The organism is Methylobacterium sp. D53M (assembly GCF_053345625.1).
Map to the genome: position 1 here is coordinate 1 of NZ_JBKFAL010000046.1, position 22258 is coordinate 22258.

Annotated in this window: 25 protein-coding genes; 12 read left to right on the forward strand and 13 right to left on the reverse strand. The window is 72.0% G+C overall.

Going from position 1 to position 22258, the window contains the following annotated elements; all coding sequences use genetic code 11:
• Positions 1–277 precede the first annotated feature (277 nt).
• The 4 genes from ACLBYG_RS30400 (at position 278) to ettA (ending at position 3572) form a co-directional block, all read left to right on the forward strand.
• Positions 278–499 carry a hypothetical protein gene (locus ACLBYG_RS30400; RefSeq protein ID WP_447683938.1) on the forward strand — a complete coding sequence of 74 codons (222 nt, stop codon included), beginning with the start codon at positions 278–280 and terminating at the stop codon, positions 497–499.
• Positions 499–1380: a DNA/RNA non-specific endonuclease gene (locus tag ACLBYG_RS30405; protein WP_447683939.1), complete on the forward strand. Its 882-nt coding sequence runs from the start codon at positions 499–501 to the stop codon at positions 1378–1380. The genes ACLBYG_RS30400 and ACLBYG_RS30405 overlap by 1 nt, the downstream gene beginning before the upstream one ends.
• A 9-nt stretch (positions 1381–1389) precedes the next feature.
• A complete protein-coding gene (locus ACLBYG_RS30410; RefSeq protein WP_354456719.1) occupies positions 1390–1725 on the forward strand; it encodes a hypothetical protein in 336 nt (111 codons plus the stop codon).
• 194 nt (positions 1726–1919) lie between these two features.
• A complete protein-coding gene (gene ettA, locus ACLBYG_RS30415) occupies positions 1920–3572 on the forward strand; it encodes an energy-dependent translational throttle protein EttA (RefSeq protein WP_447683940.1) in 1653 nt (550 codons plus the stop codon).
• Positions 3573–3659: 87 nt separating this feature from the next.
• Here ettA and ACLBYG_RS30420 read toward each other — a convergent pair whose 3' ends face one another.
• Entirely contained in the window at positions 3660–4607 is a 948-nt protein-coding gene (locus ACLBYG_RS30420; protein ID WP_091981945.1) for an NAD-dependent epimerase/dehydratase family protein, read from the reverse strand.
• Positions 4608–4894: 287 nt separating this feature from the next.
• Here ACLBYG_RS30420 and ACLBYG_RS30425 point away from each other — a divergent pair, with 287 nt between their 5' ends.
• Together ACLBYG_RS30425 and ACLBYG_RS30430 are read left to right on the forward strand one after the other, a co-directional pair.
• The gene (locus ACLBYG_RS30425) at positions 4895–6088 is read left to right on the forward strand and encodes an OpgC family protein (RefSeq protein ID WP_447683941.1); all 1194 of its coding nucleotides are present in this window, start codon (positions 4895–4897) and stop codon (positions 6086–6088) included.
• A 16-nt stretch (positions 6089–6104) separates the two neighbouring features.
• Positions 6105–6278: a DUF2256 domain-containing protein gene (locus ACLBYG_RS30430; protein WP_170855278.1), complete on the forward strand. Its 174-nt coding sequence runs from the start codon at positions 6105–6107 to the stop codon at positions 6276–6278.
• On the opposite strand, the gene ACLBYG_RS30435 is transcribed toward ACLBYG_RS30430, so the two are convergent.
• The 4 genes from ACLBYG_RS30435 to ACLBYG_RS30450 are packed head-to-tail and all read right to left on the reverse strand — an operon-like array spanning position 6212 to position 8943.
• Positions 6212–6877 carry a nucleotidyltransferase family protein gene (locus tag ACLBYG_RS30435; protein WP_447683942.1) on the reverse strand — a complete coding sequence of 222 codons (666 nt, stop codon included), beginning with the start codon at positions 6875–6877 and terminating at the stop codon, positions 6212–6214. The genes ACLBYG_RS30430 and ACLBYG_RS30435 overlap by 67 nt on opposite strands.
• Positions 6870–7922 carry a molybdopterin-binding protein gene (locus ACLBYG_RS30440; RefSeq protein ID WP_056533002.1) on the reverse strand — a complete coding sequence of 351 codons (1053 nt, stop codon included), beginning with the start codon at positions 7920–7922 and terminating at the stop codon, positions 6870–6872. Before ACLBYG_RS30440 ends, ACLBYG_RS30435 begins: the two co-directional genes overlap by 8 nt.
• The gene (locus ACLBYG_RS30445) at positions 7919–8620 is read right to left on the reverse strand and encodes an XdhC family protein (RefSeq protein ID WP_447683943.1); all 702 of its coding nucleotides are present in this window, start codon (positions 8618–8620) and stop codon (positions 7919–7921) included. The genes ACLBYG_RS30440 and ACLBYG_RS30445 overlap by 4 nt, the downstream gene beginning before the upstream one ends.
• Positions 8620–8943 carry an XdhC family protein gene (locus ACLBYG_RS30450; RefSeq protein WP_020096348.1) on the reverse strand — a complete coding sequence of 108 codons (324 nt, stop codon included), beginning with the start codon at positions 8941–8943 and terminating at the stop codon, positions 8620–8622. Before ACLBYG_RS30450 ends, ACLBYG_RS30445 begins: the two co-directional genes overlap by 1 nt.
• A 380-nt stretch (positions 8944–9323) precedes the next feature.
• Here ACLBYG_RS30450 and ACLBYG_RS30455 point away from each other — a divergent pair, with 380 nt between their 5' ends.
• A complete protein-coding gene (locus ACLBYG_RS30455; RefSeq protein ID WP_020096349.1) occupies positions 9324–10718 on the forward strand; it encodes an ATP-binding protein in 1395 nt (464 codons plus the stop codon).
• Positions 10719–10730: 12 nt separating this feature from the next.
• Here the strand turns inward: ACLBYG_RS30455 and ACLBYG_RS30460 are convergent, their stop codons facing one another.
• Positions 10731–11036 (reverse strand): hypothetical protein, encoded by a 306-nt coding sequence (locus ACLBYG_RS30460; protein ID WP_026605442.1) that lies wholly within the window; start codon positions 11034–11036, stop codon positions 10731–10733.
• Positions 11037–11214: 178 nt separating this feature from the next.
• Between ACLBYG_RS30460 and ACLBYG_RS30465 the strand changes: the two genes are divergently transcribed.
• Positions 11215–11406 carry a hypothetical protein gene (locus ACLBYG_RS30465; RefSeq protein ID WP_026605443.1) on the forward strand — a complete coding sequence of 64 codons (192 nt, stop codon included), beginning with the start codon at positions 11215–11217 and terminating at the stop codon, positions 11404–11406.
• Between the two features lie 23 nt (positions 11407–11429).
• Positions 11430–12611, forward strand: coding sequence for a pyridoxal phosphate-dependent aminotransferase (locus tag ACLBYG_RS30470; RefSeq protein ID WP_447683944.1), 1182 nt, complete (start codon positions 11430–11432; stop codon positions 12609–12611).
• Positions 12612–12800: 189 nt separating this feature from the next.
• Here the strand turns inward: ACLBYG_RS30470 and ACLBYG_RS30475 are convergent, their stop codons facing one another.
• From ACLBYG_RS30475 to ACLBYG_RS30485, 3 genes are all read right to left on the reverse strand, one after another.
• Complete coding sequence (locus ACLBYG_RS30475) at positions 12801–13865, reverse strand: esterase (RefSeq protein ID WP_447683945.1); 1065 nt, start codon at positions 13863–13865, stop codon at positions 12801–12803.
• A 111-nt stretch (positions 13866–13976) separates the two neighbouring features.
• Entirely contained in the window at positions 13977–14489 is a 513-nt protein-coding gene (locus tag ACLBYG_RS30480; protein ID WP_020096354.1) for a DUF533 domain-containing protein, read from the reverse strand.
• A gap of 69 nt (positions 14490–14558) precedes the next feature.
• Positions 14559–14894 carry a hypothetical protein gene (locus ACLBYG_RS30485; protein WP_056533374.1) on the reverse strand — a complete coding sequence of 112 codons (336 nt, stop codon included), beginning with the start codon at positions 14892–14894 and terminating at the stop codon, positions 14559–14561.
• A 249-nt stretch (positions 14895–15143) separates the two neighbouring features.
• Here ACLBYG_RS30485 and ACLBYG_RS30490 point away from each other — a divergent pair, with 249 nt between their 5' ends.
• Positions 15144–16028, forward strand: coding sequence for a transglutaminase-like domain-containing protein (locus ACLBYG_RS30490; protein ID WP_447683946.1), 885 nt, complete (start codon positions 15144–15146; stop codon positions 16026–16028).
• 3 nt (positions 16029–16031) lie between these two features.
• On the opposite strand, the gene ACLBYG_RS30495 is transcribed toward ACLBYG_RS30490, so the two are convergent.
• Positions 16032–17060, reverse strand: coding sequence for an alpha/beta hydrolase (locus ACLBYG_RS30495; protein WP_020096357.1), 1029 nt, complete (start codon positions 17058–17060; stop codon positions 16032–16034).
• A 190-nt stretch (positions 17061–17250) separates the two neighbouring features.
• Between ACLBYG_RS30495 and meaB the strand changes: the two genes are divergently transcribed.
• Together meaB and ACLBYG_RS30505 are read left to right on the forward strand one after the other, a co-directional pair.
• Positions 17251–18237, forward strand: a complete 987-nt coding sequence (meaB, locus tag ACLBYG_RS30500) for a methylmalonyl Co-A mutase-associated GTPase MeaB (RefSeq protein WP_091683681.1) — start codon at positions 17251–17253, stop codon at positions 18235–18237.
• 144 nt (positions 18238–18381) lie between these two features.
• Entirely contained in the window at positions 18382–18759 is a 378-nt protein-coding gene (locus ACLBYG_RS30505) for a CsbD family protein (protein ID WP_447683947.1), read from the forward strand.
• 71 nt (positions 18760–18830) lie between these two features.
• Here ACLBYG_RS30505 and ACLBYG_RS30510 read toward each other — a convergent pair whose 3' ends face one another.
• From ACLBYG_RS30510 to ACLBYG_RS30520, 3 genes are all read right to left on the reverse strand, one after another.
• The gene (locus ACLBYG_RS30510) at positions 18831–19616 is read right to left on the reverse strand and encodes a 3-hydroxybutyrate dehydrogenase (protein ID WP_100253767.1); all 786 of its coding nucleotides are present in this window, start codon (positions 19614–19616) and stop codon (positions 18831–18833) included.
• Positions 19617–19688: 72 nt separating this feature from the next.
• On the reverse strand, positions 19689–21197 hold the full coding sequence (locus ACLBYG_RS30515) for a HAMP domain-containing sensor histidine kinase (protein WP_056532973.1): 1509 nt from the start codon (positions 21195–21197) through the stop codon (positions 19689–19691).
• Positions 21194–21889 (reverse strand): winged helix-turn-helix domain-containing protein, encoded by a 696-nt coding sequence (locus ACLBYG_RS30520; RefSeq protein ID WP_447683948.1) that lies wholly within the window; start codon positions 21887–21889, stop codon positions 21194–21196. Before ACLBYG_RS30520 ends, ACLBYG_RS30515 begins: the two co-directional genes overlap by 4 nt.
• Positions 21890–22258 lie beyond the last annotated feature (369 nt).

Below are 22258 nucleotides of genomic sequence, written 5' to 3' on the forward strand. Positions count from 1 at the left end.
CAGCAACGCCGATTGCTCAGGGGAGAGTGCCAATGCTCGCATCCGTTCGTTCGAGTATGGCGACGGCTCCGTCACGGGCCCTCGGCAACCGCGACGCCAGCAGCCCGGGGACACGCGTTCATGCTAGAACCCGCCCGTCCGTCGCTGTCATGATAGTGCCAGTTACGGACGATCGGCGGCGCGATCAATGTCGGGCCGGCGTTTTTTTCAGTCACGTGCCCTTAACGCCACAAGAGGTTCGCCTTTGAATCCGGCTCGTCTGTGCACAATCCTGCTCATGTTCGCGATTACGGGTCACGGCCAAGCTTACGCCCAGCCGCGGCCGCCGGACGGCAATCTTGACTTCCTCTGCAACTTCCTCGGCGACTGCCCGGCGCGGGTCGCGCCGGGCGGTCCCGATCGCGATGCCCGCCCGTTCAGCAACAGCGTCGGCCGGCCCTGCGCGTGGCGGGACCGCCCGACCCCGGAGGGCGTCCGCCGGGTCCGCGTCTGCTGGTGATGCGGGCACCGACGCTCGCCGCCGCGGTCCTCACCCTCGCGCTGGGCCCGCTCCCGGTCCGAGCCCAGGATTCCTGTCCGGCCCTGTTCGCGGACGGGCAGACGCCCGTCCTCACGAATCCGAAGCTCGCCGTCCGCGCGGTCCCGCTGTGCTTCGAGGCCTTCGCGGTCCTGCATTCGGGCGTGACGCGCACGCCGCTCTACGCCGCCGAGCACCTCACCCGCGCCAGCGTCGCGGCGGCCCGGGCGGTGGCCCGCGACGATTCCTTCCACGAGGAGACGCGCCTGCCAGAGGATCAGCGCGCCGCGCTGGAGGATTACGTCCGCAGCGGGTTCGACCGGGGCCATCTCGCGCCGGCCGGGGACATGCCGACCCTCGCCGCCCAGGCCGAGTCGTTCAGCCTCGCCAACATCGTGCCGCAGAACCGCGTCCTGAACCGGGGACTCTGGGCGGATATCGAGGAGAGCACCCGGCGCCTGGCCACCCGCCGGGGCGCGCTGTTCGTCGTCACCGGGGTGATCTTCGCGGGCGACGCGGTGCAGCAGATCAAGGGCGGCGTGCTCGTCCCGACGCAGCTGTTCAAGGCCGTCTACGACCCGTCCCGCGGCGAGGCGGGCGCCTACCTCGCCCGGAACGACGATTCGAAGGACTGGCGCGCCCTGTCGATCGACGATCTCCGCCAGGAAGCCGGCATCGACGTCTTTCCCGGCCTGCCGCCCGCGGCCCGGGCCACCGCGATGGGGCTGCCGGATCCCCAGGCCTCCGCCCGCGCGGAGGAGCGCCGGCCCCGGCACGAGCAGACCTGGCAGGACTGGCTCGAGCGCGAACTCACCCGCGCCCTGCGCAAGCTCGTCCGCGACTTCCTGCGCACGTTCTTCTGAGAGGACCCGATGCCCGAGGACAAGCGACGCGCCCGGCCCAAGAGGGGGAGCCCGGACAGCGAGAGCCGGGACAGCGAGAGCCCAAACACCCGGGGCTTCGCGCCGTTCGCCGACGATGCCGGCGTGCGCTCCGTCGGCGCCCTGAGCTTCGAGAACGGCAAGGACCGCATCGCCCTGCACGGGTCTCTCGACCTGACCCGCGACCGGACCGGCCTGGAGCAGGCCAGGCTGCTCCGGGAGACGCTGGACGCGATCGTGAAGGCCCTGGAGGCGTCCGACCTGCCGGACGCGGTGGCGGAGGTGCCGGACGCGCCGCCGGGAACGGTCAAGAACCCCTTCGCGTGAGCGTTCCGGCGCCCGCCGGCGGCGGGCCCGTCCTTGCCGCGTCCTTGCCGCGTCCCGGCGGGCCTGATACTCGGAGAGGGTCATTCCTATATCGTAGGGACGCGCGTCCAGGACGGGTGCTGAGGCCCGGTGCCTGCCCCGTGCCGCTGGCACGATCCGCGCGGTCCCGAACAACGCGCCGAGGACGATCCGCGATGGCTCGCGAATTCATCTACCACATGCGGGGCCTGACCAAGGCCTATACCGGCGGCAAGAAGGTCCTGGATAGCGTCAACCTGTCCTTCTACCCGGACGCCAAGATCGGCGTGCTGGGCATCAACGGCGCCGGCAAGTCGACCCTGCTGAAGATCATGGCGGGCATCGACAAGGAGTTCACCGGCGACGGCTGGGTCGCGCAGGGCGCGCGCGTCGGCTACCTGCCGCAGGAGCCCCAGCTCGACCCCAACAAGACCGTCCGCGAGAACGTGATGGAGGGCGTCGCCGAGAAGCAGGCCATGCTCGACCGCTACAACGAGCTCGCCATGAACTACTCGGAGGAGACCGCCGACGAGATGACCGAGCTCCAGGACCGGATCGAGTCGCTGGGTCTCTGGGAACTCGACTCGAAGGTCGACCAGGCCATGGAGGCCCTGGGCTGCCCGAGCGACGAGCAGCCTGTCGCCACCCTGTCGGGCGGCGAGCGCCGCCGCATCGCGCTCTGCCGCCTGCTCCTGTGGGAGCCGGAGCTGCTGCTGCTCGACGAGCCGACCAACCACCTCGACGCCGAGACGGTGAACTGGCTGGAGGGCCACCTGCGCCAGTACCCGGGCGCGATCCTGATCGTGACCCACGACCGCTACTTCCTCGACAACGTCACGAGCTGGATCCTGGAGCTCGATCGCGGCAAGGGCATCCCGTACGAGGGCAACTACTCGGCGTGGCTGGTCCAGAAGCAGAAGCGCCTGGAGCAGGAGGGCCGGGAGGACATGGCCCGCCAGCGCTCCATCGCCCGCGAGCAGGAGTGGATCGCCGCCTCGCCGAAGGCGCGCCAGTCCAAGTCGAAGGCCCGCATCACCCGCTACGAGGAGCTGGTCGCCAAGCAGAACAACAAGGTCGATGCCGCCGCGCAGATCGTCATCCCGATCGACGAGCGGCTCGGCAACAACGTCATCGAGTTCGAGCACCTCAGCAAGGCGTTCGGCGACCGGCTGCTGATCGAGGACCTGTCGTTCAAGCTGCCCCCGGGCGGCATCGTCGGTGTGATCGGCCCGAACGGGGCCGGCAAGACCACCCTGTTCAAGATGATCACCGGCCAGGAGAAGCCCGACAACGGCAAGATCGAGGTCGGCGAGACCGTGAAGCTCGGCTACGTCGACCAGTCGCGCGACGCCCTCGACCCGAACGCCACGGTCTGGCAGGAGGTCTCGGGCGGCAACGACATCATCTATTTCAACAAACGCGAGATCAACTCGCGCGCCTACTGCGCGGCCTTCGCCTTCAAGGGACCCGACCAGCAGAAGAAGGTCGGCACCCTCTCGGGCGGCGAGCGCAACCGGGTGCACCTCGCCCGGACCCTGAAGGGCGGCGCCAACGTGCTGCTCCTCGACGAGCCGACCAACGACCTCGACATGGAGACCCTGCGCGCCCTCGAGGACGCGCTGGAGGACTATGCCGGCTGCGCGGTCATCATCAGCCACGATCGCTGGTTCCTGAACCGCATCGCCACGCACATCCTGGCCTTCGAGGGCGACAGCCACGTCGAGTGGTTCGAGGGCAACTTCTCCGACTACGAGGCCGACAAGGTGCGCCGGCTCGGGGCGGATTCGATCATGCCGAAGAAGATCAAGTACAAGCGCTTCTCGCGCTGAGACCGGTCGCGGCTCCGGGGCGCCGCCGGCGTTCCGGAGCCGCGCGCCCGTCCGAGGGCGTTGCCGTCACCTCTGCCCGGTAACGGATCACCGGAGGCGCGCCCGCGCCTCCGCCAGTATCGTCGCCAGGCTCTGCGCGAGCGGTATGGCCGGGGCCCATCCGGTGGCGGTCGCGAAGGCCGCGGGGTCGCAGCCCTCGCTGCGCACGCCCGCCGGGCGGACCCGGCCGGGCGCGACGCGCAGGTCGAACCGCGCCTCCGTCAGGCCGCGCAGCGTCTCCAGGATGTCGGAGACCGGTGTGACGACCCCCGATCCCACGTTGAAGATGCCGCCGTCCGGCAGCTCGTCGATCCGGGCGATCACGCGCAGGCACGCCGCGGTGACGTCGGCCACGTCGAGGAAATCGCGCCCCGCCGAGAGGTCGCCGACCTCCAGGCTCGGCGGCGCCAGCCCCCGCTCGATGCGGGCGATCTGACCGGCGAAGGAGGCGACCACGAAGGTCTCGCTCTGTCCGGCCCCGATGTAGTTCGACGGCCGCAGCACGAGATGCTTGATCCGGGCATTCGCCAGCACGTCGCGGAGGATGTACTCGCAGGCGTTCTTGGTCCGGCCCGAGATCGTGTCGGGGCGCGGCGTGACGCTCTCGTCCGGGCGCGGGCAGGCGCGGAACACCTCGCCGTAGACGACCGTGGAGCTGAGGAAGACCAGCGCCGCGCGGGTCCGCGCCACCGCCTCGGCGAGGTTGAGGGTGCCGAGCAGTTCCGCCCGCCAGGCGTAGGACGGCGTCTCGCTCGACTGCGCCACCGAGGCCAGCGCCGCGAGGTGGAACACGCAGGTCGGGTCGAAGGCCGCGACCGTCTCGGCGAGCTCGCGCGCGTCGAACGGGTCCACGGCCCTCAGCGTCACGCCGTCGAGGGACGGTGGCGGGCTCCGGTCGAGGCCGAGGATGGGGCTGCCCGGCGGCAGGTCCCGACGCAGCGCCTCGAGCAGGCGGCGGCCGAGATAGTCTCCCGCTCCGGTGACGAGGACGCGCATGCCCCTTGCCCTCAACCCTGCCACGAACCCAGCGACGCGCCCCGTGCCGGCGCGGGCGCCGGGAACCGGGATCGTCGGCCGCGTCTATACCGCGCCTTGCCGCGACGCGAGGGGGCGGCGCGGCCAACGGCCGCCGCGACGGGCGGATCATCGGTGCGACCCCGCCGTTGTGCACATCCGAACAAAGGCGCGTGATTGGCGGGGCCTCGGGCGGCCGGCGCGCTATGGTTGCACCGCGGCCCCGGCCGCTCCGCGTCCGGACGGAGAGCGCCACGGTGATGGGCTGAGTGACGCGCCTCGACGATCTCGAACGGCCCGGCGCCGCGGAACCGCGGGCGCTCCCCCCACCGCCCGCGGAGGCACGGCCGGCGAAGCCCGCGCGCGACGCGCGGGTCGACGTGGTGCGCGGCCTCGCGCTCCTCACGATCTTCATCGACCACATCCCGCGCAACGCACCGGCCCTGCTGACGCTGCACAATTTCGGGTTCTCGGACGCGGCCGAGATCTTCGTGCTGCTGGCCGGCTACTCGTCGATGATCGCCTACGGCGGGCTGTTCCGGCGCGCCGGGATCCGGACGGCGCTCACGCGCATCGCCAAGCGCTGCCTGCGCATCTACCTGTTCCAGGCCGGGCTGCTGCTCGCGACCCTGGTCATCGTCCGGATCTGGATGGACCTCACCGGCCTGACGCCGCGATTCGGCGTCGCGCCGCTGCTGCAGATGGGTCTCCTGCCGGGCCTGCTGCGCGGCCTCGCGCTGAACGCGCTGCCGAACTACCTCGACATCCTGCCGCTCTACATCCTGCTGCTGGCGCTGTTCCCGCTGATCTATCTCGGGATGCGGCGCGGGATCTGGGGCGTACTGGGCCTGTCGGGCGCCCTCTGGCTCGCCGCCAACGTCGATCACCAGCTGAACCTCCCGAACGCCGCGGCGGTGGATGACGGGTGGTACTTCAACCCCTTCGCGTGGCAGTTCCTGTTCGTGATCGGCGCGGCGCTCGCGGTCACGGTCCGCGCCCATGACGGCCTGCTGCCGCGGCGCGGATGGGCCGTGGCGGCGGCCACGGCCTACCTCGCCTTCGCGTTCCTGCAGGGCGGGTCCTGGGCGGAGTGGGGGCTTCCGGACCTCCGGCCGCTGGCGATCGGGCCGCCCGACAAGAGCCACGTCGCGCCCCTGCGCCTGATCAACATGCTGGCGCTGGCCTACCTGCTGTTCAGCGCGCCCGCCGTGGCCCGCGCGAGCCGGTGGCGGCGGCTGCGCCTCGTCGACGCCTGCGGGCGGCACTCGCTGGAGATCTTCGCCGCCGGGTGCCTGGCGGCGCTGATCGGCCGCATCCTCTACCGGACCTTCGACCCCACCTGGCCGCTGCAGATCGCGGTCAATGTCGGGGGGATCGCGATCATGCTCGGCCTCGCCCACGTCCTGGACGCGCGCCTGCGCCGGGCGGCCGGGACCGGCCCCGACGCGCGCCGGCCCGGATAGGCCGGGAGGAGCCGCGATGCCGCCGATGCGCCGCAAGGGCGATCTGCCGGAGAAGATCTGCGCCCAGTGCGGCCGCCCGTTCGCGTGGCGCAAGAAATGGGAGCGCGTCTGGGACGAGGTCCGCTACTGCTCGGACCGGTGCCGGGCCGAGGCGAAGGCCGCGCGCGGGCGCGACGCGGCGGGGCGCTGATCGCCCAGAGCGGCCAGCGCGTCCGGCGTGTCGACGTCGAGGGCGGTCGCCGGGTCGCCCGGGATCTCCAGCACGTCCGGCCGCCCCCTCAGGAGCGGCCCCGCGCCGTGGTCGCCGGCGAGGCGGGCGATGTCTGGGCCGAGGCGGCGCAGGTTGAGCAGCACCGGGTTCCCGCGCCGGCCGGCCTGCACCGGCACCACGGCCGCAGGCGGCTCCGCGGCGCCCGCGGACGCCTCCGCGAAGGCCTCCGCCAAGCGGTCGAGATGCGCGGCGGTGACGCGCGGCATGTCGCCCAGCACGACGATGGCGGCCGTGCAGGTGGCGGGCAGCGCCGCGAGGCCGGCGCGCAGCGAGCTCGCGAGGCCGGAGCGGTAGTCCGGATTGTCGACGCGGACGAGGTCGAGCCCCGCCAGCGCGTCGCGGACCGCCGCCCCGTGCGCGCCGAGCACGGCGACCACCGGTCTGGCACGGGCGCCGAGCGCGGCTTCCGCGGCGTGGCGCACCAGCGGCCGCCCGTCGAGGGGCGCGAGCAGCTTCGGCGCGGCGCCGAACCGGCTGCCGAGGCCCGCGGCGAGCAGGATCGTGCCGATCTCAGGCATCCCTGTCCTCCGCCCCCGGATCCGGCTCGTCCGCCGCGGCCGCGCCGCCGGCGCGGGGCTGCGGGCGCGAGACGATCTCCATCAGCAGGCCGCCGACGCCGAGGGCGACGATGTCGGCCCGGGTGACGGTCAGGTCCGCCAGCAGGCGGTGGAGGATCCAGTCGAAGCCGTTCTCCTTGGGCGAGCGGGCGCAGCCCGGCGCGCCGATCACCGGCACGCCGCCGCGGGCGCCGACGAGGAGCAGGTTGCCGGGGTCGACCGGCATCCCGAGATGGTCGACTCGGCCGCCCGCCGCCGCGATGCCGGCCGGGATGACGTCGCGCCGGTCGGCGATCGCCGAGGCGCCGAACACCACCACGAGGTCGGCCCCGGCGCGATCGATCATCTCCGCCAGGGACGCCGCCACGGAGGCGGCGGTGTGGGGCACCCGGGTCTCGGCCACGATCGCCGCGCCCGCGGGCGCGAGGCGGTCGGCCAGGGCCCGGAGGGTCTTGTCGATCGTCGTCTCCTTGAGGCTCGGCAGGCGCGTCGAGACCACGGCCACCCGGCGGCGGCGATACGGCACCACCCCGAGGACGTCGCCCTCCGCGGCCGCGCAGGCCCGGGCCAGCACGGCGCCCGGCACGGCGTAGGGGATGATCTTCACCGTGGCGACCATCTCGCCCTCGACCACCGGCCGGAAGCGCGGCAGCGTCGCCACCGTCACCGCCTCGTCGACGGCGTTGACCGCGTCGATCCGGGCCGGATCGAGGGTGAGCACCCCCGCCGTCTCGGCGAACAGGTTGCTGCGGCCGGTGAAGGGCGCCTCGACGCGCAGGTTCGGCCCGCGCAGGCGCGCGGCGAGCCGCGCCGCGGCGGCGTCCTCGCCGACGTCGCCGGGCTCGAGCGTGGCCGCCACGATCTCCGACAGGCCGGCCCGCGCCAGGCCGGCGGCGGCCTCCGCGGCGATGACGGCGCCCTTGCGCAGGGTGATGTCGGCCCGCCGCACCGTGTGCGCGCTGATCAGCCCGGCCGAGTCCGCGACCGGGACGGTTCCGAACCTCACGCGACCTCCGGGCGGGGCACGCGGCGCAGGGCGGCGACGAGCTCGGCGAGCACCGCCAGGGCGATCTCGGCCGGGCTCACGGCGCCGATGGGCAGGCCGATCGGCGCGCGGATCCGGCCGATCTGCGCCGGCGTGAAGCCGGCCTCGGTGAGCCGCGCGACGCGCGCCGCGTGGGTCTTCCGGGAGCCGAGGGCGCCGACGTAGAAGCACTCGGCCGTCAGCGCCGCCTTCAGCGCGGGATCGTCGATCTTCGGATCGTGGGTCAGGGCCGCGAGGGCGCAGTAGCGGTCGAGGACCGGCACGCTGGTCCCGAGGGCGGCGTCCGGCCATTCGGCGACCAGCGCGGTGCCGGGGAAGCGCTCGGGGGTCGCGAAGGCGGTGCGCGGGTCGATCACCGTGAGCGCGAGGTCGAGCCCCGCGGCCATCGGCGCCAGGGCCTGCGAGATGTGGACCGCGCCGACCACCACGAGCCGCACCGGCGGCACCTGCACGGTGAGGAACAGGGTCCGCCCGTCCGCCTCGACGAGGCCGCTCTTGCCGGAGGCGAGGTGCTTCGCCAGCACGTCGGCGAGGGGATCGGCGGCGATCGCGTCCTCGCCGACGAGGCGCTGCGCGCCGTCGGCGATGTCGGTGATGAGGATCGCGGCGCGGCGCGCGGCCCGCGCGTCGTTGAGCGCCGCCAGGACATCGCCGCGCATCAGTCGACCCGCTCGACGAAGACCCGGATCCGGCCGCCGCAGGACAGGCCGGCGCGCCACGCGGTCTCGTCCGCGACGCCGAACTCGAGGACGCGCGGCACGCCCGCCTCGATCACCTCGATCGCCTCGGTGATCACCGCGCCCTCGACGCAGCCGCCGGAGACGGAGCCGAGGAAATTGCCCTCGCCGTCGACCACGAGGTGGCTGCCCACCGGTCGGGGGGCCGAGCCCCAGGTCTCGATCACCGTGGCGAGGGCCACGGCGCGGCCGTCGCGCCGCCAGGACTGGGCGGCGGAGAGGATGTCTGTGTCTGTGCTGAGCATGGCCTCGTGGACTTCCGGCCGGCGGGCGCCCCCCGCCCCTCACAGGTATGGCCCGCGTGCCGCGGTGCAAGAAGCCCTCATGCCGAAGGGCGCGTCAGGAAACATTGGCCGAGATCGTCGGTCGGCCATACTCTGCACCCACGATCTTTCGCGGAGACGGCGCCCCGATTAGTGTCCGGCATGTCCAAACCACAGCCTCATCCTGAGGTGCCGGAGCGCAGCGGAGGCCTCAAAGGAGCCCTCCAGCCGGCCGCGCGCCCCCTGGAGCCCTCCTTCGAGGCCCGCTGGCGCGGTCCCCTCAGGATGAGGGCGTGGGGTGGACGTTTCGCTGAAACCGAGGCCCCTCTCGCCCGATGGGCCCGGCCCCGGCGCCCAGCCCCATGAACGCCCCGGATCCCGCCCTCGCCCGGGCGCTCCGCAAGGAGCCGCCGCGCTCGCCCCCGCGCCGCCTGTGGAAGCGTGTCAGCCGGGCGATCGGCGACGTCCTGCCGAAGGGCCTCTACGCCCGCTCGCTGATCATCATCATCGCGCCGGTGGTCCTGCTCCAGTCGGTGATCGCCTACACCTTCATGGAGCGGCACTGGCAGCTCGTGACCAAGCGCCTGTCGGCGGCGGTCACGGCGGACGTCGCCGCGCTGATCGACATCTACGAGAGCTACCCGCAGGACAAGGATGCCGAGACCCTCGCGCGCATCGCCGGGGAGCGGCTGAACCTCGACCTCGACATCCTCAAGGGCGCCAAGCTGCCGCCCCCGGGCCCGCGCCCGTTCTTCTCGATCCTCGACGAGGCCCTGTCCGACGAGATCAAGCGCCAGATCCGAAGACCGTTCTGGATCGACACGGTCGGGCGCTCGAACCTGATCGAGATCCGCGTGGCGATCCCCGACGGGGTGATGCGCATCACCGCCCGGCGCAGCCAGGCCTACGCGTCGAACTCGCACATCTTCCTCGTGTGGATGATCGGCTCGTCGCTGGTGCTGCTCGGCGTCGCGATCCTGTTCCTGCGCAACCAGATCAAGCCGATCCTGCGGCTCGCCGCCGTGGCGGAGGGCTTCGGCAAGGGGCGGGAGATCGAGTTCCGGCCCCGCGGCGCCCGCGAGGTGCGTCAGGCCGGCCACGCCTTCATTGAGATGAAGCGGCGCATCGAGCGGGCGATGGAGCAGCGGACGACGATGCTGAACGGCGTCAGCCACGACCTGCGCACCATCCTGACCCGGTTCCGCCTGTCCCTGGCGCTGATCGAGCAGACCGAGGAGATCGAGGATCTCAGCCGCGACGTCGACGAGATGAGCCGGATGCTGGAGGGCTACCTCGCCTTCGCGCGGGGCGATTCGGCCGAGCCCGCGACGCCCACCGACATGCGCGCCCTGCTGGAGGACCTGCGGACCGACGTCGAGCGCCTCGGCGCCCACGTCTCCGCGGTCGATCTCGCCGGCGCGCCAGAGGTCACGGTGCGGCCCGGCGCCTTCCGGCGCTGCCTGTTCAACCTCGCCGCCAACGCCGTTCGCTACGGCGAGACGGTGGCGATCTCCGGCCGGCTGGAGGCCCGGACCTTCCTCGTCTCGATCGACGATGACGGGCCCGGCATTCCGGCGGAGAGCCGCGAGGACGTGTTCAAGCCGTTCGTGCGGCTCGATGACGCGCGCCAGGATGCCGGCGGCTCCGGGCTGGGCCTGTCGATCGCCCGGGACATCGCCCGGGCCCACGGCGGCGACATAACCCTGCACGACAGCCCGCTGGGTGGCCTGCGGGCCACCGTCCGGGTCCCGGCCTGAGCCGGATCCGGCTCAGGTATCGGCGGGCCGGCGCAGGCGCAGGAACTCGGCCTGCACGTTGCGGATCAGGTGATCCATGCTCGCCTCGTCGAGGGCGGCGCTCGTCAGCCGGGCGCGCAGGCCGGCCTCGCCGTTCCAGGCGTAGCCGGCCTCGAACGGCAGGTGGCGCCGCAGGAGCGGGCTCACGACCGACTCGCGCCGGTAGGCGGGATGTCGCAGCAGCCGCCCGATATGGAGCGCCAGCGTCTCGACGCTGGAGGATCTGGAGCCTGAACTCCCCGCTCCCTTGCCTTTCGAATCGACCGATGCCCAACGCATACGTGTCCGCCCTCCCGGAGACGCCACTGTTGCGCGAAATGATTGCGCATCCATGAGCGTTCGGGCGAGCCGGCGAAAAACTGCAGCTCGCGGGGTCCCAACCTTCGCAGCACGGTGATATGCAGGGGCGCTTTCCCAGGGCCGCGGTCAGCCGCGCGCCGGATCCCGAGTGCCGAACATGAACCCGCTCGTCCCGCTCTTCGCCCTCATCTCGCTGCCGCTCGCGGCCATCGGGCTCGTGCTCTACACCGATGAGGGCATCAACCCGGACCTGTTCTACGCCTCCGTGAAGACCTTCGTGATCCTGGGCGCGATCGCCGCGGCGATGTCGTTCGGCGCGATGAAGCTCTCGGAGCGGTCCAAGCACTGACGTCCCACCGCCCGGAGGGCGCGATGCTGCACGTGGTCCCGGCCTTCTCGCGCATCGGCGAGGAGAACGCCTTCGCGGTTCTGGCGCGGGCCCAGGCCCTCGCCGCGCAGGGGCGGGACGTGATCAACCTCGGCATCGGCCAGCCGGACATGCCCACGCCCGCCCACGTGGTCGAGGCTGGGATCAAGGCCCTGCGCGACGGGCACCACGGCTACACGCCGGCGGTCGGCATCCCGCAGCTCCGCGAGTCGGTGGCCCGCGACATTCACCGCCGCCACGGCGTCGAGGTCTCGCCGGATTCCGTGATGATCGTGCCGGGCGGCAAGGTCACCATGTTCATGGCGATCCTGATGTTCGGCGCGCCCGGGACCGAGATCCTGTATCCGGACCCCGGCTTCCCGATCTACCGCTCGATGATCGAGTTCACCGGGGCGACGCCCGTGCCGGTGCCGATCCGCGAGGAGAACGGCTTCGCCTTCTCGGCGGCCGAGACCCTGGCGCTGATCACGCCGAAGACGCGGCTGCTGATCGTCAACTCGCCCGCCAACCCCACCGGCGGCGTGACGCCGAAGGCCGAGATCGACGCCCTGGTGAAGGGCCTCGCCGAGCACCTCGACGTCGCGGTGCTGTCGGACGAGATCTACGGCACCATGACGTACGACGGCGAGACCCACCACTCGCTGCTGAAATATCCCGAGATCCGCGACCGGCTGGTCTACCTCGACGGCGCGTCGAAGACCTACGCGATGACCGGCTGGCGGCTCGGCTGGTCGGTCTGGCCGAAGCCGCTCTACGACGCGGCGCGCAAGCTCGCGGTCAACGCGCATTCCTGCGTCAACGCGGCGACCCAGTGGGCCGGCATCGCGGCGCTCGACGGACCGCAGGCTTGCGTGGCCGAGATGGTCGCCGAGTTCGACCGGCGCCGGGCGATCGTGGTCGACGGGCTGAACGCCCTGCCGAACGTCTCCTGCATCGCGCCCAAGGGTGCGTTCTACGCCTTCCCGAACATCGCCCGGACCGGCTGGAAGGCGAAGGCCCTGGCCTCGACCCTCCTGGAGGAAGCGGGCGTGGCGGTGATCGGCGGTCCGGATTTCGGCGTCCACGGCGAGGGCTACCTCCGCCTGTCCTACGCCAATTCGGCCGAGAACATCCGGCGGGCGCTGGAGCGGATGGGCACGTTCCTCAGCACGCACAGGCCGGGCTGAGAAGACGCCCCGTCGCCGACCTCGGCAGGGACGCCATCATCCGCGCCGCCGTCCTCGCGAGGGCGGCGAAGCGATCCAGTCGCCGCGACGACCGCCGAAGCTGGGCAGCCCTGGGTCACTTCGCTGCGCTCGCGGTGACGGTTGTGGCGACCGAACCGTTTGAACGCACACCGGTTCGACCGGCACGCCTCAGGACTTGCCGGGCGCCCGCTTGTCGATCCAGCCGACCAGCCAGTCGGCGATGTCGAGGCTGTTCTTGTCCTGCATCAGCATGTGCGAATTGCCGTGGATGCCGATCTCGGGCAGCAGGATCAGCTCCGCCTTGCCGCCCGCGGCGTTGGCGGCCGCCACGAAGCTGCGGCACTGCTTGAGCCGCGGCGCCCAGCGGGGCGAGGCGTCGACGTAGTCGCCGAACAGGACGAGGATCGGCAGGTCCTTGTAGGGCGCGAGGTCGTCCTTGGCCGGGTCCGGGCAGGCGGCCGGCTCGATGGCCACGATGGCGCGCAGGCCGGTCAGATCGAGGGCGGCGGTCTGGAACGGGTAGATCCCCGACTGCGAGTGCGAGATCAGCACCGCGCCCTTGAGCCGCTTGGCGAGCTCCGACAGGGCCGGCACGGTCGGGTTCGGCACCGGCAGGGCGGCCGACCAGTCCGGGACCATCTGCTTCCAGAACTCGCCCTGGGCCTCCAGGGGGAACTGCATGCCGGGGAACACCTTCGGGTATTCCGGCCCGAACCGGAAGATCGCCCAGGCCGGCTCGCGCCCGGCCGAGAACACGGCCGGCAGCGTCTTGGGGTCGGCCTGCCCCGTCTTCACGGCGTTGATCTGGGCCGGGCTCGCCGCCGAGCGGCCGCGCCAGGCCTGGTCGATCACGTAGGTCGGGAAGCCGCGCCGGACGAGATACTCGTCCCAGCCCATGCGCCCGTCGGGCGTCGTCTCCCAGGTCTTGCCGGTGAGGCAGCAGCCGTGGATCAGGACCAGCGGCGGCCGTCCGGCATTCACCGGGACCTGATAGCGGACGTAGATCTGGTCGACGCTGATCGTGCCCGACGGCGCGTAGGCCGGCAGCGTCGAGAGCGTGTCGGACTGGACGTCGCGGCCGCCGACGAAGAAGCTGCCCTGCTCGGCGATCGTCAGGGGGCCGGCGGCCGGATCGGCCGCGCGCGCGGAGCCGCCGGCGATCAGCATGGCTGCGACCAGCGCGCAGGCCCGCCGGCGGGCGCGCCCGGGCGCGGGCACTGACAGTCCTGCCATGAAATGTCCCGTCCTCCCGCGCGCGGGCCGTCCTCCGGACCCGTCGTCGCGCGGGAGCCTAGCACGAAGCTCGGCCGCCGTGGGAGATCCGCCCTTCGGGCAGGTTGCCAGTCAGGCTCCGATGTCGCGCTCGACACGCTCGACCGCCTCCGCGGGCAGGTCGAGGGCCTCGGCCAGCATCTTGAGGAACTGACGCTCTTGGAGTGTGTCGGGCTCGATGGCGAGTCGCGCCGCCGCGAAGATCCGCGCCGCCGCGTCGGGATCCGCGACCCGGTCGGCGATCGCGTCGACGTCGGCCGGGTCCGCGAGCTCGCGCTCGAGCCAGGCTCGTCCGTCGGGATCGAGGCCCGCCTCCGCCACGGCGGCGTCGAGGCGCCTGCGCTCCGCGGCGTCGACCATCCCGTCGGCCGTCGTGGCCGCCACCATGGCCCGCAGCATCAGCCGGGCCTCGTCCTCGTCGACCTTCGTGAAGTCCGGGCCCCCGGCCTCGGGCGGGGGCGCCCCGCGCAGCGCCCGGTAGGCGAGGCCGCCGATCAGCGCCAGTCCGCCGAGGGCGGCACCGGCGGCGAGCCCGCCGCGCCTCGACCGCACGAGCGCGTCGACGATCCGTCTGCTGTCAGCCATGCCGTCCTCCCGGTTTCCGATCCAGATCGGATCGGAAACCTCCCGGGAGGCGGTCAGGTTCAGCCGCGCTCAGGCGTCGGCCTCGTCCTCGTCCTCGTCGATATCCACGAGGAAGACGATGTCGGCCTCGTCCTCGTCGTCCGAATCGGTCCCGGTGTGGCGCGGATCCTCGACGAAATCACCCTCGCCGTCGTCCTCGGCGAGGGCGTCCTCGAAGATCTCGACCTCGTCCTCGGTGGCGGCCCGGACCGTGAGCGCCGACGTGCCGTTCCAGACCGGCTTCCCGCCGGTCGTCATGGTCCGGATGTCTTCCTTGAAGCCGTCACAGGTGAAGAGGTCCTTGGCGGACGCCTCGTCGCTGTTGATCACCGCAACGGCGGTGCCGTCGATCTCGAGCGTGAACATGGCCGGCATCCCTCTCGTAACCGTCCTCAGGCGCGCCCGGTCCGCGGGCTAGCGCACGGGTGCGACGCGCTGCCCCGGGAAGAAACGTCTCGGTTTCGTCCGTCTGACACGAGCGTCGCGCGGGGATGCTGTAGGGGTGAAGCGGACGGCCGCCAAGCCCGTCGCGGCCCGACCCGCACGATTCGGCGCGGCACGGATCCTGCGCCCATCGGGGCGGCCACAGTCTCGAACACGAAGGATCACCCGCGCATGCGGATCAGGCTCGGCTGCGAGATGCGCTACGCCTTCCCCTACCCCGTGCCCATGGTGGTGATGCTCAACGTGCATCCCTCCGGGGCGGCCGCCCTGGAGGCGCCCGACACGCTCCGGACCGATCCGCCTGTCCCGGTGGCGATCTACCGCGACGGTTTCGGCAACCTGTGCGGCCGGCTGACCGCGCCCGCCGGCAACTTCACCGTCGGGACCGACGCCGTGATCCGCGACAGCGGGAGGCCCGATCCGGCGCACCTGGATGCCGCGCAGCACGCGATCGAGGAGTTACCGGCCGAGACGATCGTGTTCCTGCTCCCCAGCCGCTACTGCGAATCCGACCTGCTGGCCGACGAGGCGTGGCGTCTCTTCGGTCATACCGAGCCCGGCTGGGCCCGGGTGCAGGCGGTCTGCGACTTCGTCCACGCCCACATCGCGTTCGGCTACGAGTTCGCCCACCGCGACCGCACGGCCGCGGACGCGTACGCGGGCGGGCGGGGCGTCTGCCGGGACTTCACCCACCTGGCGGTCGCGTTCTGCCGCGCCCTGAACATCCCGACCCGGTACTGCACCGGCTATATCAGCTTCATCGGCGAGCCCGAGCCGCACCCGGCGGGCGACTTCGCGGCCTGGATGGAGGTCTACCTCGGCGGCGCCTGGCACGTGTTCGACCCGCGCAACAACAGCCCGCGGATCGGCCGGGTCATGGTCGCGTACGGCCGGGACGCCGCGGACGTGCCGCTGACCCACACGTTCGGACCGAATCCCCTGGTGGGCTTCCGGGTCTGGGCCGACCGGATCGACCACCTGGACGCCTCGGGCGACGCGCCGGTCCTGCCGGAGGAGCCCCTGCCGCCGCAGAGCATGGCGACCCGGACCGGGTGAGCGTCAGACGCCGGCGCCGCGGGCGATGGCGCGCTTGACCACGCCCTGGACGTCCGGGTTCGAGAGGAACAGGTCGTGGTTGATCAGGCCGCCGCCGTAATCGGAGGCGTCGGCGACGCGCACGCCGAGCGCCTCGAGCTTGGCGCGATCGGCGGCGCCGGCGCGCACGCCCCCCGCCAGCGCGGCGGAGAGCTCGAGCGCCCGGTCGTTGGTCGAGGAGATCACCGTGATCTTCGAGACGTCGGGTCCCATGCGGGCGACGCCGTTGGAGAACAGGTCGAAGTCGATGTCGGGGGCGGCCAGCACCACGGCGCCGATCCGCGACATCGCCGCCTCGCCCGCCTCGGCGCGGAGCATCCGCAGGGTCTCGAGGGTGAGGAGCGTGCCCATCGAGTGCGCGACGATGTTGATGCGGCCGCCGCTCGGCGAGGCGGCGAGCGCCTTCAGCAGGTCCTCGAAGGCGTCGCGCGACCAGAGGGCGCTCTCGCGATCGTAATTGTAATCGAGGGTCGCGGCCGCCGACGGCCACGTGAACAGGCCGGAGACGCCGCGGAACCGGATCCCGTCCGAGAGCCGGGCGGCGCTGACCGCGGCCGATTCGAACGATTCGCGGTAGCCGTGGACGTAGATCAGCACGTCGCGTCCGAGGGCCGCCTGGGCGAAGGCCTCGGCGGCGCCCGGTCCGGATTCGGATTTCGGAACCGCGCCGATGGTCCAGTCGCCGGTGATGACGGACGAGACCTTGCCGAGCAGCGAGCGGTCGGGCGGTGACAGGCGCACCTCGGCGAAGCTCAGGCCGCGGCCGCGGTCGCTGCTGAAATACGGCGGCCGGGGCGGGTTGCCCACGGGCTTGCGGGTCGTGGCGACCAGCAGCACCGGCATGACGTCGAGGGCCGACTGCTTCTCGGGCAGCGCCGCCCCGGACCCGAGGTCGTCGGTGACGCAGGCGCCGAGCGACGGGGCGAGACCCGCGGCGCCCGCGAGCGCTCCGAAGCGAAGAAGGATGCGGCGTGAGACGATCTGGCTCGACATGATCCGGTTACGCTCGGGCGGGACGCCTTCCGTTGCCCAGGATCGTGACCATCGCGGGGCACGACCGCCGCGACGCGGCGTGAATAGCGGGCACGGCCGGGCTTGTGGTGGACGGGACACAGGCCGGCGATCCCCCGACCCCGATGCTCTCCCCCTCGACGGCGGCCGTCGCCGCGGCCATGAAGGGAGCATGACGCCGTCCATCGACATCGAGAGTCTCCGCGAGCGCTTGCTGCGCGGCGACCGCGCCGCTCTGGCCCGGGCCATCACGCTGGCCGAATCCAAGCGCGCCGATCACCGGGCGCTGGCGGCGAACCTGATCGACTCAGTGTTACCCGAGACCGGCCGGGCGATCCGCGTCGGCATCACCGGCGTCCCCGGCGTCGGCAAGTCGACCACCATCGACGCCCTCGGCTCGAACCTCACGGAGGCCGGTCACAAGGTGGCGGTGCTCGCGGTCGACCCGTCCTCCTCCAGGACCGGCGGCTCGATCCTGGGCGACAAGACCCGGATGGCGCGGCTGTCGCACGATCCCAAGGCCTTCATCCGCCCCTCCCCCTCCTCGGGCACGCTCGGCGGCGTCGCGGCCAAGACCCGCGAGACCATGCTGCTCTGCGAGGCCGCGGGCTTCGACGTGATCCTCGTCGAGACGGTCGGCGTCGGCCAGTCGGAGACGGCGGTGGCCGACCTGACCGACTTCTTCCTCGTGCTGATGCTGCCCGGGGCGGGCGACGAGCTGCAGGGCATCAAGAAGGGCATCCTCGAACTCGCCGACATGATCGCGGTCAACAAGGCCGATGCGGGAGAGGCCGAGCAGCGCGCCAACGCGGCGGCCTCGGAATACCGGGCGGCGCTGCACATCCTGACCCCGGCCTCGGCCACCTGGACGCCGCCGGTGGTCACGATCTCGGGCTTCCACAACCTGCGCCTCGACGCGATGTGGGCGAAGATCGTCGACCACCGGGAGAAGCTCACGGCGACCGGCGAGATCCAGGCGAAGCGCCGGGCCCAGGACGTGAAGTGGATGTGGGCGCTGGTCGACGAGCGCCTGCACCAGCGCCTCGTCGGCTCCCCGGAGGTCCGTCGCCGCACGGCCGAGGCGGAGGCCGGCGTCGCCCGGGGCGAGACCTCTCCGGCCGCCGGCGCGGCGGCCATCGCCGAGCTGATCGGGCTCTGACCCGCTCCGCCGCCGCGATCGCGGGTCGAGGCGCACAATTTCGTGGCGATCGGGGGCACAAACGCCATCTCGCGCGTTCGGTGGACGACGGCGTAACGAGCGGCGCCGGTGTCGCGACGCCGCGCTCACGTCCAGGAGAGTGCCATGGTGGATACGGATCGGATCGTCGGCGGCGCCAAGGAGGCTGTCGGCAAGGTTCAGGGCGCGGCCGGCGACTTCGCGAGCTCCAACCGCGACTCGGTCGAGGGACGTTTCCGCGAGGCCCAGGGCCAGGCTCAGAACGTCTACGGCCAAGTGAAGGACAAGGCCCGCGACATCGCCGACCGGGCCGGTGACTACGCGAGCGACGCCTACGAGCGCGCCGGCGACGTCGCGGAGGACGTCTACCAGCGGGGCGGCTCGTACCTGCGCGACGGGCGCAGCGCCGTCGGCGCCCGGGTGGAGGAGAATCCCCTGGTCGCGCTGCTGATCGCGGGCGCGGTGGGCTACGGTCTCGCCCTGCTGGTCCACGGCCGCCGCTGACCGGGAGCGGCCCCGCCCGGCACGGGCGGGGCCGGCCCTCGGACGAGGCGGGCCTGTCGAGGCCGGTCGCGCTACTGCGCGGTCCAGCCCCCGTCCATGCTGATGTTGGCGCCGGTAATCTGGCTCGCCGCGTCGGAGCACAGGAACACCGCCAGCGCGGCCACCTGGTCGACGGTAACGAACTCCTTGGTCGGCTGCGCCTTCAGCATCACGTCCTCGATCACCTGCTCCTTGGTGAGGCCGCGGGCCTTCATCGTGTCGGGGATCTGCGCCTCCACGAGCGGCGTCCAGACATAGCCCGGCGAGATGCAGTTCACCGTGATCTTGTGGGGCGCGAGTTCCAGAGCCGCCGTCTTGCTCAGGCCCGCGATCCCGTGCTTGGCTGCCACGTAGGCCGACTTGAACGGCGAGGCCACCAGCGAGTGGGCCGAGGCCGTGTTGATGATCCGGCCCCAGCCCCGGGTCTTCATCCCCGGGATCGCCGCGTGCATCGTGTGGAAGGCCGAGGACAGGTTGATCGCGATGATCTGCTCCCACTTCTCGGCCGGGAACTCCTCGATCGGCGAGACGAACTGGATCCCGGCATTGTTGACCAGCACGTCGACGGCCCCGAAGGTCTCCTCCGCCTCGCGCACCATGGCGGCGATCGCGTCGGGCTTGCTCATGTCGGCGGCCGAGTAGCGGGCCTTGACCCCGTAGGCGCTCTCGATCCCGGCCCGCGTCTCCTCGATGGCGGTCGCGTCCCCGAACCCGTTGAGGACGACGTTGGCCCCCTCCGCCGCGAAGGCGCGCGCGATGGCGAGCCCGATGCCGCTGGTCGAGCCGGTGACGAGGGCGGTCTTGGTCTTGAGAGTCATGGAGCCTCCTGGGACGCGGGCGCCCGGCCGAACGGTCGGGGACGGCACGCTCGCGGTGGGACAGGTCGCGACCTAAGTAGCGCGGGAAGGGGATGCCGGCACAGGGTCGCGCGGAGGCGGTGCGGGCACGATGTCACCGGCGGCCGGCTGCGGGCGCGGCGTGGCCGGAAACGCGATCTCGACCCGCAGGCCGGGCCCGTTATCGGCGAGCCGCAGGCTCCCGTGGTGCAGGCGCACGACCGCGTTGACGAGACTGAGGCCCAGCCCGAAGCCCGGCCGCGAACGGGCGTCCTCGAGGCGCACGAACCGGTCGAGCACGCGGGCCCGTTCCGCCTCGGGAATGCCCGGACCGTGATCGGAGACGGCGAGGCGGATCGACTCCCCATCGCGCCACGCCTCGAGCGTCACGCTGGTCTCCGCGCCCGCGGATTCGGCCCCGTATTTCAGGGCGTTGTCGATGAGATTGGCCAGGGCCTGGCCGATCAGCTCGCGGTTGCCCGCGATCGTGAGTTCGTCCTGCGCGTGCACGGCGAGCGTCAGCCCCTGATCCTCGGCGAGCGCGTCGTACAGTTCGCCGACGCTCCGGACCGTCTGGCCTAGATCCAGCGGCACGAGGATCTCCCGAGCGGATCCGGCCTCGAGCCGCGCGATCATCAGGAGGGCGTTGAACACCCGGATCAGCCCGTCGCCCTCCTCGATCACCGCTTCCAGCGCCGCACGCAGCTCCTCCGGCGTGGAGGCGCGGCGCAGGGCCTCGTCGGCACGGTTGCGTAGGCGGGTCAGCGGCGTCTTGAGGTCGTGGGCGATGTTATCGGAGACCTCGCGCATGCCGCGCATCAGCTCGCCGATGCGCTCCAGCATCTGGTTGAGGCTCGATGCGAGACGGTCGAGTTCGTCGCCGTTCCCGGCCACGTGGAGCCGGTCGTCGAGATCGCCGGCCATGATCGCGCGGGTGGTCTGGGTCATGGCATCGACGCGGCGCAGCACCCGGCTCGCCGCCAGCCAGCCCCCGATCACCCCGAGGATCACGACGGCGGCGAGCGAGGTGATGAAGGCGCGCCCGATCACCGCCCGCAGCCGGTCGCGCTCCTCGGTGTCGCGCCCGACGAGCAGGCGGAACCCGCCCGGAAGGGTGAAGACCCGCACGATCGCTCGGTGCGCCTCGGCATCCGCGTCGTTGCGGCCGTAGCGCGTCTCGCTCTGGCCCGGCGTCGCCAGCACGGCGGCGGGCACGTAGCCGACATTGCCGACGACATGGTCACCGCCGGCCGTGGTCACGAGGTAGAGCGAGGCGCCGGGCTCGCGGGAGCGCCGCTCCACCACGGTGATCAACCGCCGCAGGCCGCCGGCATTGTACTGTTCCGACAGCCCGTTGATCTCGGCGTCGATCGTGGAGACGATCTGGTCGTCGAGCACCGCGCGGGCGTTCCACGCGACGTAGCCGAGCGCCAGGAAGGCGCAGAGGGCGAAGATCGCGAGGTAGGCCAGCGACAGCTTGAACGCGGTGGTGCGGAACAGCTTCTGGAAACGCGCCGCCGCGGTCTCGCGGGCGATCGGCGCGTCGGTCCAAACCTCGCTCACCCGGCCGCGCCCTCGTCGTAGCGCAGCACGTAGCCGGCGCCCCGAACCGTGTGGATGATCGGCGACGCGAAGCCCTTGTCGAGCTTGCTGCGCAGGCGCGAGACGTGGACGTCGATGACGTTGGTCTGTGGATCGAAGTGGTAGTCCCAGACATGCTCGAGCAGCATGGTGCGCGTCACGACCTGTCCGGTGTGCCGCATCAGGTACTCGAGGAGCCGGAACTCGCGCGGCTGCAGCGGGATCTCGCGGCCGGCTCGGGTCACCCGGTGCGAGAGCCGGTCGAGTTCCAGGTCACCGATCCGGTAGCGCGTCTCCTCCGCGGCGCCGGATCCGACCTGCCGCCGGGCCAGTGCCTCGGTGCGCGCCAGGAGTTCGGAGAACGCGTAGGGCTTCGGCAGGTAGTCGTCGCCGCCGGCGCGCAGGCCCTTCACGCGGTCGTCGACCTGACCCAGCGCCGACAGGATCAGGGTCGGGGTCGCGACGTTCTGCTCGCGCAGCGACCGGATCAGCGACAGCCCGTCGAGCTTCGGCAGCATCCGGTCGACGATCAGCACGTCGTATTCGCCCTCCCGGGCGAGCGCGTACCCGTCGAGGCCGTCATGCGCGCTGTCGGCGACGTGTCCGGTCTCGCGGAACGCCTTGACGAGATAGGCAGCCGCCTCGCGGTCGTCCTCGATGATCAGCAGTCGCATGGCCCCGTTCCATAGCGCGCCGCGCGGGTCGGGGGAACGTATCTCCATCAACATGGTCAAGCCGCTCCCCTCCCCCGTCGTGGTGGACGGGCCGAGGCCGCGGACCTCGACCCGTCCCGAAGCGGCGCGCGGAGGACTCGGAGGGCGCGAGATCCGTCACCGGCTTCGTCCGCGTGGGCGATGGGCCACGCGCGGTTCGAGGATGATGGCGCGGGAGCGGTTACGGGACGCTCGCGGGAAGATGACTTCGCGGTAAGGCGGCCGCGGCGGGCTGGCCAACAGCGAAACGCCGACGGGCCGCTCTCGGAGAGAGCGGCCCGTCGGCGTTTCGGATCGTGGTGAGGGAAGGTGTGTGTATTGCGATGGGCG